At 54.5% G+C, this 12,221-nt stretch carries 12 protein-coding genes; 2 read left to right on the plus strand and 10 right to left on the minus strand.

The window, feature by feature from the left end; genetic code table 11:
- Nucleotides 1-3 precede the first annotated feature (3 nt).
- From VI01_RS07990 to VI01_RS08005, 5 genes are all read right to left on the minus strand, one after another.
- Nucleotides 4-213: a hypothetical protein gene (locus VI01_RS07990; RefSeq protein WP_038644869.1), complete on the minus strand. Its 210-nt coding sequence runs from the start codon at nt 211-213 to the stop codon at nt 4-6.
- Between the two features lie 184 nt (nt 214-397).
- The gene (locus tag VI01_RS07995) at nt 398-1,264 is read right to left on the minus strand and encodes a helix-turn-helix domain-containing protein (protein ID WP_045814716.1); all 867 of its coding nucleotides are present in this window, start codon (nt 1,262-1,264) and stop codon (nt 398-400) included.
- Nucleotides 1,265-1,519: 255 nt separating this feature from the next.
- Complete coding sequence (locus tag VI01_RS24805; protein WP_071845593.1) at nt 1,520-1,684, minus strand: DUF2474 domain-containing protein; 165 nt, start codon at nt 1,682-1,684, stop codon at nt 1,520-1,522.
- Between the two features lies 1 nt (nt 1,685).
- Nucleotides 1,686-2,690, minus strand: coding sequence for a cytochrome d ubiquinol oxidase subunit II (gene cydB, locus VI01_RS08000; protein WP_045814717.1), 1,005 nt, complete (start codon nt 2,688-2,690; stop codon nt 1,686-1,688).
- A gap of 2 nt (nt 2,691-2,692) precedes the next feature.
- The gene (locus VI01_RS08005) at nt 2,693-4,108 is read right to left on the minus strand and encodes a cytochrome ubiquinol oxidase subunit I (protein WP_045814718.1); all 1,416 of its coding nucleotides are present in this window, start codon (nt 4,106-4,108) and stop codon (nt 2,693-2,695) included.
- Nucleotides 4,109-4,676: 568 nt separating this feature from the next.
- Here VI01_RS08005 and yghX point away from each other — a divergent pair.
- Nucleotides 4,677-5,567 (plus strand): YghX family hydrolase, encoded by an 891-nt coding sequence (gene yghX, locus VI01_RS08010; RefSeq protein WP_045814719.1) that lies wholly within the window; start codon nt 4,677-4,679, stop codon nt 5,565-5,567.
- 67 nt (nt 5,568-5,634) lie between these two features.
- Here the strand turns inward: yghX and VI01_RS08015 are convergent, their stop codons facing one another.
- The 5 genes from VI01_RS08015 to VI01_RS08035 form a co-directional block, all read right to left on the minus strand.
- The gene (locus tag VI01_RS08015) at nt 5,635-6,765 is read right to left on the minus strand and encodes a mandelate racemase/muconate lactonizing enzyme family protein (RefSeq protein ID WP_045814720.1); all 1,131 of its coding nucleotides are present in this window, start codon (nt 6,763-6,765) and stop codon (nt 5,635-5,637) included.
- Complete coding sequence (locus tag VI01_RS08020; protein WP_045814721.1) at nt 6,762-8,537, minus strand: alkaline phosphatase family protein; 1,776 nt, start codon at nt 8,535-8,537, stop codon at nt 6,762-6,764. Before VI01_RS08020 ends, VI01_RS08015 begins: the two co-directional genes overlap by 4 nt.
- Before the next feature lie 11 nt (nt 8,538-8,548).
- Nucleotides 8,549-9,244: a GntR family transcriptional regulator gene (locus VI01_RS08025; protein ID WP_045814722.1), complete on the minus strand. Its 696-nt coding sequence runs from the start codon at nt 9,242-9,244 to the stop codon at nt 8,549-8,551.
- Nucleotides 9,244-10,596 carry an MFS transporter gene (locus VI01_RS08030; protein WP_286191942.1) on the minus strand — a complete coding sequence of 451 codons (1,353 nt, stop codon included), beginning with the start codon at nt 10,594-10,596 and terminating at the stop codon, nt 9,244-9,246. The genes VI01_RS08025 and VI01_RS08030 overlap by 1 nt, the downstream gene beginning before the upstream one ends.
- A gap of 259 nt (nt 10,597-10,855) precedes the next feature.
- Nucleotides 10,856-11,227 (minus strand): helix-turn-helix domain-containing protein, encoded by a 372-nt coding sequence (locus VI01_RS08035; protein WP_038644852.1) that lies wholly within the window; start codon nt 11,225-11,227, stop codon nt 10,856-10,858.
- 101 nt (nt 11,228-11,328) lie between these two features.
- Between VI01_RS08035 and VI01_RS08040 the strand changes: the two genes are divergently transcribed.
- Complete coding sequence (locus VI01_RS08040; RefSeq protein ID WP_045814724.1) at nt 11,329-12,183, plus strand: SDR family oxidoreductase; 855 nt, start codon at nt 11,329-11,331, stop codon at nt 12,181-12,183.
- Nucleotides 12,184-12,221 lie beyond the last annotated feature (38 nt).

Here is a 12,221-nt window from a genome sequence, read left to right on the forward strand (position 1 = left end):
AAATCAGGCCTGATGATTGCCGCAGTTAACAAAGCTATTGTCATCCTGGCTGTGCTGCGGCAGCGGGTTATCGCCCAAAATTTCATGCTGCTGGCAGTGAGTCTGATGAGGATGCAGGCCGCCCGGCGGAGAGAAAGGCTCAGCCATCTGTGCACTTGCCAGCGAGGAAAACGCCACAAGCGCTGTCATGAGGAACAACGGTAAAAGTCGCATAATTTTTTCTTTTTCACTTTGACGGTCCAGAGCGGACCAGGAATGCAGGTGATTATCCAGCCTGATGTATGACGGCTGGTGTTTTACGCGGCCAATCAGGTTTCGATGAAGGATTTTACGCCAGTTACGGCGAATATTTTATAAAATCGTGCGGTTAGTCACAGTTAACCGCACGATTTATGCATTAGCAGGTGGAGACCGGGATATAGAACGTGCCCTGCAACAAATCAGGCGTACTGTATTTCAGATCCAGTTTAAGCAGATCTTTACCTGCCCGACGCGCCACGCCCAGTGCCGGCAAGTGGTTGTAGTAAATTTCTGCGGTAAATGCATTGATCTCTTCCGGTGCGCCATGCCAGTCAATCTCGGCATACAAGCCGCTTTCTCCGGTCCAGTTCTGCACATTGCGCGGCAGCACATCGGCATACTGGCTTTCCAGCGCCTGGAATAAGCTAATGTGCTGCTGGTCGGCAGAATTCACGCCTGGGCTGAACTGGAATCCCAGCCAGCCACGGCTGACATGCTTACCGGCAAAGCGGACAAAATCGCGGGTATGCTGCGCGACCACCTGATTATGATGATCGATGTACTCGCCAAAGCGGCATTCCCACTCAATCACTTCACCACACAGTTGCAACTCCGGCTTCTCGGCCAGACGCGCGTTGACCCACGAACGCTGCGTGGAAATACGACTGTGGAAATCCTTCATCAGCATGTCCGGGATGCGACGATAGGCGCCGGGCGTCATGGAGAAGTGGCTTTTGAATACCCTCGTGAAATTCTGCTGGTTATCGAAGCCAAAGCGCACGGCAATATCGATGAGCGGCATGCTGGTCAAACGCAGCGCCATCGCTGACATCGTCAGGCGACGCTTACGCGTATATGAGGCCAGCGTTTGGCCGGTCATCTCTTTGAACATGCGCTGCATGTGCCACTTGGAGTAACCAGATTTCAGGGTAATCAGATCGATATTGAGCTCATCGGTCAGATTCGCCTCTATCCAGTCCACCAGATCGTTGATGTACTGTTTTTTAAGATTCAGGCTGAGCATGATTTTTTCAATCGAGTGATAAGTGTGAAGGTAATGAATTTGCGCGATTAGTCACATAAATATAACAAAAACGTATTACTTACGTAAGGAAGAGTAAAGGCAGCGAGGCGGGAAAAGCATTAATTGCTTAGGTTACTAACGTTTTCAGGTCAATTTTACGCTGCGATAATGTGAATAAGGTCGCCATTACCGGCGACCTTCACGCGATTTTTGTAATGGAGTGCACACTGTTGTAAATCTTGTTACTCCGTAAACCTAGTGCGTATGCATGCCTGCTGCGTTCATCATCATACGAAACAGTGATGCCACTACAGCGAGTGCCAGCACACTGGCTCCATAGATGATGACCAGCCACATCACCCGCTTCCACCATGGAGACGGCGTTACTCCGTCTTTCATTTTGCTGACTTCGATTGGCATATTAATGGTACCCCTCGTCGGCTTTGATTTTTCCGCGGAACACGTAATAACTCCAGAAGGTGTAACCCAGAATCACCGGGATAATCAGTAAACCGCCCACCAACATAAACGCCTGGCTGCTGGCCGGAGACGCGGCCTGCCAGATGGTGATCGACGGTGGCACGATGTTTGGCCAGATGCTAATGCCCAGTCCGGAGAAGCCGAGGAAAATCAGCGCCAGCGTTAAAAGAAACGGTGAGTAATGCGCCTCACGTTTGATGGCACGCACAATCCCCCACGAGCACAGCACCACCAGCAGCGGAACAGGCAGGAACCAGAACAGGTTCGGTCTTGAGAACCAGCGTTGCGCGATATCCGCGTGGGTGAGCGGCGTCCAGATACTGATAATGCCGACTACCAGTAATAACGTCAGGGTGAGTGGCGTCGCCAGCGCTGACATTTTGCGGTGCAGGTCGTGCTCGGTTTTCATAATCAGCCAGGTGCAGCCCAGCAGTGCATAAGCGATCACTAAACCAACACCGCAGAACAGTGGGAACGGTGCCAGCCAGACCATTGCTGAACCGACATATTCACGGCCTGATACCGGGAAGCCATTAAGGATGGCGCCCACTGCAACGCCCTGACTAAAGGTCGCCAGCAGCGAACCGGCGATGAAAGACTTATCCCAGAACGGACGATGCTCTTCGGTGGCCTTGAATCGGAACTCAAATGCCACACCGCGGAAAATCAAGCCGATTAGCATCGTGGTTAATGGGATCGATAACGCATCCAGCAGCACCGAATAGGCAAGAGGGAATGCACCAAATAGCGCAGCACCACCCAGTACCAGCCAGGTTTCGTTACCGTCCCAAACGGGAGCCACAGTATTGACCATCATGTCGCGCTCAATCGGATCTTTATTGAACGGCAGTAGCAGACCAATGCCCAAATCGAAGCCATCCATCACGATGTACATCAGGGTGCCAAACACGATGATGGCGAACCAGATAATAGAAAAGTCGATCATGGTTACTGCTCCCCGCGCTTATGAGTATTGGCAGCAGATAACGGGCGAGCTGGAGTGTGCTGCTCTCCGGGACCACCGTGCGCTACTTCTCTGCCTTCTCCGGTCACTGGACCTTCTTTAATCAGCCGCATCATGTAGTGATAGCCGACCCCAAACACCGAGCAGTAGACCAAAATGAAGGCCATCAGGCTGATGCTCATGTGCAGATTGCCATGAGCAGAGACCGCATCAATAGTGCGCTGCACGCCATACACTACCCACGGCTGGCGGCCCATTTCGGTGGTAATCCAGCCAGCCAGAATGGCGATCAGTCCCGATGGCCCCATCAACAAACAGAACCACAGGAATGGTCGCGACTGATACAAACGCTTCTTCACCCGCAGCCACAGGCTGATCACGCCCATGCCGATCATTAACAGGCCTAGCGCCACCATCACGCGGAACGACCAGAAAATCACGGTAGAGTTTGGGCGATCCTCTTTCGGGAAGGTTTTCAGTGCCGGAATTTGCTTCTCCAGACTGTGGGTCAGAATCAGACTGCCAAGGTAGGGAATCTCCAACGCATATTTGGTGCGCTCCTGCTCCATATCCGGCACGCCGAACAAAATCAATGGCGTGGGCTCATCCGGCTTGTTTTCCCAGTGCCCTTCAATCGCCGCAATTTTCGCAGGCTGATATTCCAAAGTATTCAGACCGTGCGCATCGCCGAGAAATGCCTGAACTGGCGAGACGATTAATGCCATCCACAATGCCATGGAGAACATCTTGCGCACCGCGGGATTGTCATTGCCGCGCAGCAGATGCCAGGCCGCAGAGGCGCCGACAAAGAAGGCACTGGCCAGAAAAGCCGCGGTGGACATGTGCAGTAAACGGAACGGGAATGACGGATTGAAGATGATTTTCAACCAGTCCTGCGGCACCACGACCCCATTCTCAATAATGTAACCCTGAGGGGTGTGCATCCAGCTGTTAGAGGCCAGAATCCAGAACGTTGAGAAGATAGTGCCCAACGCCACCATGCAGGTAGCAAAGAAGTGCAGCCCCGGCCCCACGCGGTTCCAACCGAATAGCATCACGCCAAGGAAACCGGCTTCAAGGAAGAAGGCGGTTAACACTTCATAAGTGAGCAGTGGCCCGGTGATACTGCCGGCAAACTGAGAGAAACCACTCCAGTTAGTCCCGAATTGGTAAGCCATTACCAGCCCGGAGACCACGCCCATACCGAAGTTCACGGCAAAGGCTTTAGACCAGAAATGATAGAGATCGCGATAGGTCTCATTACGGGTTTTCAGCCACATCCCTTCGAGCACCGCCAGGAAACTGGCGAGGCCGATGGTGATAGCCGGAAAAATAATATGGAAGGAGACAGTAAAGGCGAACTGTATCCTTGCCAGGTGAAAGGCATCTAATCCAAACATTGCTTACCTCATTGCCACAAAGTGCACTGGAATTTTTACTTATAATGAACAACAGCGTGCGGGAATCTATTTCGTCTTATCGGATGAAAGGTCGCACTAATGTAAAAGGAAGCAGTCAGAACGAAAATAAACAGAGGAAGTCTTTAAAACTATAACAGTGTTTGTTGATAACGATCATTGTCTTCTTCAAAGACTAATTGATTGATATCACAGACCTAAGGTTAACAACGCTCGGTTATTGTAGCGATATTGTTATTAACCTTCGCGCTAAGAGCTCATCGTTACCCGTTAACTCTCTCATTTGATTATTTTTTAGTGTGGATAACAGGAGGGTTAATTCAATCTTTCGCCAGATAGCGTGTCAATAATTCAAGACAATATGATGTTATCTCGATTGTTAATTAAAATAGCCCTCTTTTAAAACCAAAGGATATATTTTCACAGGCCTGGGCCAGACACATTGCGCTCCTTTATCTCTTAACGCTTTGCGGCATAGCGTTTGCAAGCGTTAACCCACTGTGCTTTTTTAGAGCAGCAAAGCCATCGGTTAATCAGCGAAGGAGAGGTTATGACCCGTCTTACCGCACAAGATTTTCCCCAGGAACTGCTTGAGTTATATGACTATTACGCGCACGGCAGGATCAGCAAACGTGAGTTCATCACCCTTGCTGCTAAGTTCACCATCGCCGGCATGACCGGCGCCACCTTGCTCAGCGCCATGAGCCCCAACTACGCGCTGGCGAAGCAGGTTGAATTCACCGATCCCGAGATTAAACCCGAATACATTCACTATCCCTCACCACAAGGCCACGGTGAGGTGCGAGGCTATCTGGTGCGCCCGGCCAAAGCCAGCAGCAAAGTGGGTGCTGTGGTGGTAGTGCATGAGAATCGCGGATTGAATCCTTATATAGAGGATGTCGCACGCCGCGTGGCGAAAGCCGGATATATCGCGCTGGCACCGGACGGCCTGAGTTCAATGGGCGGTTATCCCGGCAATGACGAAGAGGGCCGTGCGATGCAGGCTAAAGTCGATCCGACTAAGCTCATGAACGACTTTTTTGCCGCCGTCGATTTCCTGATGCACCACGAAGAGGGCACCGGCAAAGTTGGCATCATCGGTTTCTGTTACGGCGGCGGCGTGGCGAATGCTGCTGCCGTGGCCTTCCCGGAACTGGCTTGTGCAGTGCCGTTTTATGGCCGCCAGCCTAAAGCGGAAGACGTGCCGCGCATTAACGCCCCACTGCTGCTGCACTATGCCGCGTTAGATAAAGGCATCAACGAAGGCTGGCCAGCCTATGAAGAGGCGCTGAAGGCCAACCACAAAACCTATGAAGCCTATATCTATCCTGGCGTGAATCATGGGTTCCACAACGATTCGACTCCGCGTTATGACAAAGCTGCTGCCGAACTGGCGTGGAGCCGGACATTGGGGTGGTTTGAGAAGTATCTGCACGGCTGAGCAGGGATACGCGCTGTCGACTGATGTTCATCGAGGGCGGCCTTCATGACCGCCCTTCTTGCCACCTCTACAGTGCGAAATGCCGCAAGGCATCGCGATTGATTTCAATGCCTAATCCCGGCCCGTTCGGGATTTGCACCCATCCATTTTGCTGCACAATAGGTTCGGCGATAATGGCCTGTCGAATCGGATGCTCGGTTTGATCGAATTCAAGCAGAGGCTGAACCGGCTGTAGCGATGTGGGCGTATGCGTCGGCACTGTCGCCATCCACTGTAACGAAGCGGCAATACCAATGCCGCTGCCCCAGACGTGCGGATTAACGCGCACACCAAACGCCTGTGCCATATCGGCAATCTTCTTGCACTCCGATAAGCCCCCGGCCGCACAGATATCGGGTTGGATAATGTCCATCGCCTGTTGTGTCAGCACTCCGCGGAAACCATAGCGGGTGAATTCGCATTCGCCACCGGCAACCGGAATATCAATCGCCGCTTTCACCGCTCGGTAGCCGGCTAAATCTTCTGGCGGCACCGGCTCTTCAAACCAGCCAATATCCAGCTCTTCCACTTCCCGACCAAGCCGAATGGCAGCAACCGCGTCATAAGCATGATTGGCGTCGATCATCAGCGCGGCGTCTTCGCCAATGGTGTCACGAATCGCCCGGGTCACCGCTGCATCCTCACGCACGCCAAATCCCACTTTAAGCTTCATGGCCTTGAAACCCTGCTCAATGTAACCCGCTGCTTCTTCGCACAAATAATGCAGCGGGTCGCCACTGTCACGCCGATACAATCCAGTGGCATAAGCCTGCACTTCGGTTCGCGTGGCGCCACCCAGCAGTTGATAAGTCGGGACGCCAAAATATTTGCCACGCAGATCCCACAGCGCGATATCAATGCCGCTCAATCCCTGAATCACCACGCCTTTCTGGCCGTGATCGCGCAGCCTGGCGTAAAGTTCCTGCCAGAGAAACTCGCTACGCAGTGCATCTTCGCCCATCAACATCTGCCCGAGTTCATCCACCACCGCTTTGGTGATGCGCGCCGGACCGTAGCACTCTCCCCAGCCAACCAACCCCTGATCGGTCACTATCTCCACCAGCATCGCGGTGCGGGTATCATAACGGGCACGTGAATAGGCGAACGGTTGGCTAAGTTTGGCACTCAGCAGGTGCGTGTTAACAGCGGTGATTTTCATGATTGGGGCTCCTGCGGGGTGTCAAAAATTTCACTCATGATGCGTCCATCGAGATCGCGTGTGTTAAGGCCGAGCCAGTGCGCCAGGGTCGCCGCAGGATCGGTCATGCGGTAAGGTCCACGTTGCTGGCGCGGATGGTAGTAACCTTGGCGTATGCCTTTGCCCCATGCCAGCATTACGCCATAGTTGGAGCCGAGAGCGGTTTCTGCGGTGGGTTTCTGCGGACCATGATTTGCGCCGGGTTCTTCCACAGCACAAATATCTTCACCCGTCTGGCTAACGCCCCAGACGAAACCGGTGTTGTAGGCAAAGACAATGTCGCCTGCGCAGTCGCCCCAGAATCCCAGAGCCACTGCATCGTCACGTCGCAGCGCGATACTCACCGCGTTACGCACACCCTCGCCCTCCTGCACCTGCCAGCCGCTCAGTGCCTGCAGGGTGCGCGCGCAGAGATCGTCAACCTGCTGTGGCGCAACGACGTCATGATTCACGAAGATTTCCAAACCGCCGCGCTCTGCTTTGAGATAAAGCGGCGAACGGGCCATATCCGGCAGGCCTTGCGCATCCAGCACAGCCAGCGACTGCCTTTGCAGATAACGATAGATGTCGCACATATAGCTGTTGGGCACAGCGCCGTGATCGGATGCGAGCACCACCAGCGTTTCCTCGTCCGTTTCGTCCAGCAAACGGCCAATGCTGTCATCAAGAATTTGATAACTGCGGCGCATCACCGCGTCATATTGCTCTGCCTGCTGTGCATCAAAGAACGGGGAATCCGGATCGGTCTGCCCAAGGCAGTTGTGGTGCGATTCGTCCACCAGCCGATGCACTGTCGCCCACAATGCAAACCCCTGGCGCTGCGTTAGTTCCAGTGCGCTATCCACCAGCCACTGCGACTGTTCATCGCCCTCTTGCCAGGTTGCGGCCAGATAAGGCGTTTGCGGCGCCGCTTTTGCCACCCATTTGCTGAAGAAAGGTGTTTGCTGCTGTAAATAACGCGCATCGCTGCTCAGGGCATCGGTTCGCGTCACCTGGCTTTGCAAAATTTCGATATTGCCCCGCACATCACATTCGCCGCAGTAAAATCGCACGCTGCCGGGAATGTCATAAGCAGCCAGAGACAGCCAGGCAGACCACTGCCCGATCGGCAGAACAACGCGCTGTTCACCGAATTGCAGGGATGGCTGTCCCTGCTCAACCCGCAGCGTTAACGCCAGCTCATCGCCATGTCCGCCGCGTAACCACAGGACATAACCCTCTTCGCTCGCCTCAAGTGCCTGCCAGGCGCCTTTGTTGTGATACGCCAGCGCACTTTTGGGTGGCCAGCCCAGCGTTTGTTGCTTCGCACCGCCCTGCCCTAAACGTTCGGTGAGACGCGTGGTGTGTCCCATTGGCCGGAATATCTCGCCCGGCCACGGCTGTGCACGTCCCCAATAGGGCGCAAAGCTGAAGTGATCGCCATCGGCTTTGACGCTTTCCGGAAAATGCACCAGTGCCGCGCGCTGCCCAGCCTCCTGCATCGTGGCCAGTAAGTTGCGGCTTTGCTGGTTGTCGGGCGGCAATCCCTGGCCAATCCAGCTGGTGCCAGGGCTCTGCCCGGCGAGAAAGGTCACCCAGTTCACATCGCCCCATGCCGAGATAAAGGGCAGCAACTCCGCTGCGGAGCCCTGCTGTAGCATACGGGCAATATGGGGCAGCGCGCCCTGTGCCACATAGCGTTGCAGCAGCGGCATCGTCAGGCCGTCAACGCCAAAAATTATCGCCTTGCGCATCGTGACTCCTATCAAAGAGAGGGCGTGAGTCGCACGCCGGGAGAGGGAAAGCCGGGCTGCTGCATCAGCCCTTCCAGAATACTTTGCAGACTACTGCGGATGTGTTGTCGCATCGCCTGTTCGGCCGCATCGGCATCGCGCGACTGCATGGCTGCTAAAATCTGACAATGCTCCAGCAAGGATTGCCATTTACGGCCCGGTAGATTCATTGCGATAACGTGGAATAGCTGAAGACGATCCAGATAAAGCGTCATGATGCTGCTGATGTAAGGGTTGTCGGCGTGTGCAAAGATCAGCGTATGGATCTCATCACCAGCATCAGTGGCATTCAGTTCATCGTCACGCAGGCCCTGTTCCAGCGCGGCCAGCTTATCCGCCATCACCGCCAGCGCATGATCGGGCGTTCGCTGCGTCGCCTGCCGCGTGGCAATCCCTTCCAGTGCCTCACGAATGACAAACAGCTGCTGAATATCCTGCAATTTGATTTCACTGACGAACCAGCCTTTGCGCGGCGTCAACTCCACAAAACGCTCCTGCTGCAGGCGATACAGCGCTTCACGAATCGGCGTGCGACTCATGCCCAGCTGGTCAATCAATCCCATTTCTGTCAATGAGCTACCCGGTGCCAGCGTCAGTGACAAAATCATCTCTTTGATACGCCGATAGGCTATTTCGCTGAGCGAAGGCTTGTAGCCAGGACTCTCCATTACGCTTCCTCCCCAACATCGCGCAGTTCAAAACGTTTGATCTTGCCGACCATGAACAGATAGAAAAGGATCACCGCCACCGCATGCGCGATCACGAACCACAACACGCCGTTGAAAGATCCGGTGAGTTGCAGGATGAAACCGATGATGATCGGCGTGGTGATGCTCGACGCATTGCTGAAGGTGTTAAGCACGCTGCCGGATAAGCCCGCGATCTCTTTTGGCGCGGTGTCAGCGTTGACCGTCCAGCCCATGCCGCCAATGCCTTTGCCGAGGAAAGAGGCCGCCATAATCGCGATGACTGCGGTTTCTGAGTCGGTGTAATTACACAACACCATTACGCAACACAGCAGCATGCCGCAGACAATCGGCAGTTTGCGCGCCAGTGACAACGACATCCCGCGACGAATCAGCACATCTGACAGGAAACCGCCCATAATGCCGCCAAGGAATCCGCATACTGCCGGAATGGCAGCGACAAACCCCGCTTTCATGATGGTCATGTGCTTTTCCTGCACCAGGTAAACCGGAAACCAGGTGATGAAGAAGAAGCCAATCGCGTTTAAGCAATACTGCGCAAGGTAGATGCCCAGCATCATGCGGCTGCTGAGTAGTTGCTTCAGCCAGCTGAGACGCGGCTTGTGCTTATCACCATCCATATTCACCAGCGCCCCGCCCTGCTGCATATGATCCAGCTCAGCCTGGTTCGTCATCGGATGCGATAGCGGGTCATGCACCAGTTTGCGGAACAACGGCAGAAAGGCGATGCCGATCAGGCCCAGCACGGTAAACACCGAGTGCCAGCCGTAGGTATGTGCCAGCCAGCCCATCAGCGGCGCAAAGAACACGGTGGCACCGTATTGCGCGGAGGCAAAGATCGCCGCCGCCGTGCCGCGCTCAGAAGCCGGGAACCAGGCTGCCACCAGGCGACTGTTCGCCGGAAATGACGGTGATTCCGCCGCACCGACTAAAAATCGCAGACAAAACACCACCACGACCGCCGCCGCGCCAGTGACAAAGCCCGCGAGGCCGGTCATCAGGGTGAACAGCGACCAGAAAAAGATACTCAGGCTGTAGATCAGTTTCGAGCCGTAGCGATCCAGCAACCAACCGCCCGGCAGCTGAAACAGTACATAGGCCCAGCCAAATGCCGAAAAGATCACGCCCATGTCTACGGCGTTGAGCCCAAGATCTTTTGCCATCCCCGGCCCCGCCAGCGAGATCGAGGCGCGGTCGGCATAGTTAATCAGCGTGACAAAAAACAGCACGGCGACCACCAGCCAGCGCACGTTGGTTCTGCGTGCACTGATCGCCTTATCCAGCATTATCGATTTAGATTGTCCCTGTGGCATGACGTACCTCATGACGACAGCATGAACCCTTAGGCCGTGGTGTTTTCGGCCGCGTAACGCATCACATTCAAATTGGATGCGGTTTGTATACAACGTAGATACAGGCTGGAGAGCGCGCCACCGGGGTTACGGGTAACCGCTGTTTTTTGCTCATAAAGTGTGAGAAGGATCGAGGGATTCAGGGTGAGATCAGGAAAAAATGTGAGGATGATCGAAGTGAAAAAATGATCGGGTCAGCGCCGCACGCCGACCCTGCGAATCAGGCGGATGGCGTTTCCTTCACAATACGGTGCACATTGCTTTCCAGCCAGTCGGCCAGGCCAATCACATGCCCTTCAACTTCACGCCCGAGTGGCGTCAGGTGGTATTCCACATGCGGTGGCACCACTTCATAGGCGATGCGTTCGATAAACCCATCTTCTTCCATATAGCGCAGCGTTTGCGCCAGCATGCGTTCACTAACGCCACCGATCTTGCGGCGCAGTTCACTAAAACGCAGCGTTTCTTCGCGCAGCGCTAATAATACCAATACGCTCCAGCGGCTGGTGATGCGCTTGAGCACGTCGCGTGAAGGGCAATTTACATTGAGCAGCTCGCCACGGATAAATTTATTACTCAATTTTTCAGACATTTATGCTGCCTCCCCCAAACTAACAAATCTGTAAGTACTTACTAAAAGTTAGTTTATCCCTTAGGCTGATTTCATTCCAGCTCAAACTGAAGGAGAACATCATGATTGCGATTACCGGTGCCACAGGCCAATTGGGCCGTTTGGTGATTAACGAGTTACTGAAAAAAGTGCCTGCCAGCGAAGTGATTGCGGCAGTGCGTTCACCTGAGAAAGCAGACGATCTCAAAGCGCTGGGCGTAACGTTGCGCGCGGCGGATTACAGTAAACCAGACACGCTGAAAAGCGCGTTCAGCGGCGTCGATAAACTGCTGCTGATCTCTTCCAGCGAAGTGGGTCAGCGTGAAGCGCAGCACCAGGCGGTGATTGATGCGGCAAAAGCGGCGGGCGTGAAGTTTATCGCCTACACCAGCCTGCTGCATGCAGATACCACCACGCTGGGTCTGGGCGTCGAGCACCGCGCCACGGAAGCGATGCTCAAGGCCTCAGGCGTGCCCTATGCCCTGCTGCGTAATGGCTGGTACACCGAGAACTATGCCGCCAGCATTGCCCCAGCGCTGGCGCATCACGCCTTTATTGGTGCAGTGGGTGAAGGCCGCATCTCATCGGCCGCCCGCGTGGATTATGCCGCTGCTGCCGCTGAAGTGATCAGCCGTGACGATCAGGCAGGTAAAGTGTATGAATTCGCTGGCGATGAGAGCTATACGCTGGCCGAGTTCAGCGCCGAGATTGCTAAACAGTCTGGTGAGCAAGTGGATTACATCAACCTGCCGCCTGCTGAGTTCGAGGCAGCATTGAAAGGGGCTGGTTTGCCGGATGCATTAGCAGAACTGCTGGCGGATTCTGATGCCGGTGCTGCACAAGGCGGATTGTTCGATGACAGTCATGCACTGAGCAAACTGATTGGCCGCCCGACCACGCCCTATGCTGAAGTGATTAAAGCCACACTGGCGAAGTAATGCCTCATCAGGCCAGCGCACGCTGGCCTGATTCCCGT

The organism is Pantoea sp. SM3, from assembly GCF_000963995.1.
In the GTDB taxonomy this organism is placed as follows: Bacteria; Pseudomonadota; Gammaproteobacteria; order Enterobacterales; family Enterobacteriaceae; genus Pantoea; species Pantoea rwandensis_B.

Bases quoted from the DNA above. Each gene is read 5' to 3' on its own strand.
- VI01_RS08030 (WP_286191942.1), bottom strand. From the start codon at position 10,596: ATGCCACAGGGACAATCTAAATCGATAATGCTGGATAAGGCGATCAGT.
- VI01_RS24805 (WP_071845593.1), bottom strand. From the start codon at position 1,684: ATGCCAATCGAAGTCAGCAAAATGAAAGACGGAGTAACGCCGTCTCCA.
- VI01_RS08005 (WP_045814718.1), bottom strand. From the start codon at position 4,108: ATGTTTGGATTAGATGCCTTTCACCTGGCAAGGATACAGTTCGCCTTT.
- yghX (WP_045814719.1), top strand. From the start codon at position 4,677: ATGACCCGTCTTACCGCACAAGATTTTCCCCAGGAACTGCTTGAGTTA.
- VI01_RS08035 (WP_038644852.1), bottom strand. From the start codon at position 11,227: ATGTCTGAAAAATTGAGTAATAAATTTATCCGTGGCGAGCTGCTCAAT.
- VI01_RS07995 (WP_045814716.1), bottom strand. From the start codon at position 1,264: ATGCTCAGCCTGAATCTTAAAAAACAGTACATCAACGATCTGGTGGAC.
- VI01_RS08040 (WP_045814724.1), top strand. From the start codon at position 11,329: ATGATTGCGATTACCGGTGCCACAGGCCAATTGGGCCGTTTGGTGATT.
- VI01_RS08020 (WP_045814721.1), bottom strand. From the start codon at position 8,537: ATGCGCAAGGCGATAATTTTTGGCGTTGACGGCCTGACGATGCCGCTG.
- VI01_RS07990 (WP_038644869.1), bottom strand. From the start codon at position 213: ATGCGACTTTTACCGTTGTTCCTCATGACAGCGCTTGTGGCGTTTTCC.
- cydB (WP_045814717.1), bottom strand. From the start codon at position 2,690: ATGATCGACTTTTCTATTATCTGGTTCGCCATCATCGTGTTTGGCACC.
- VI01_RS08025 (WP_045814722.1), bottom strand. From the start codon at position 9,244: ATGGAGAGTCCTGGCTACAAGCCTTCGCTCAGCGAAATAGCCTATCGG.
- VI01_RS08015 (WP_045814720.1), bottom strand. From the start codon at position 6,765: ATGAAAATCACCGCTGTTAACACGCACCTGCTGAGTGCCAAACTTAGC.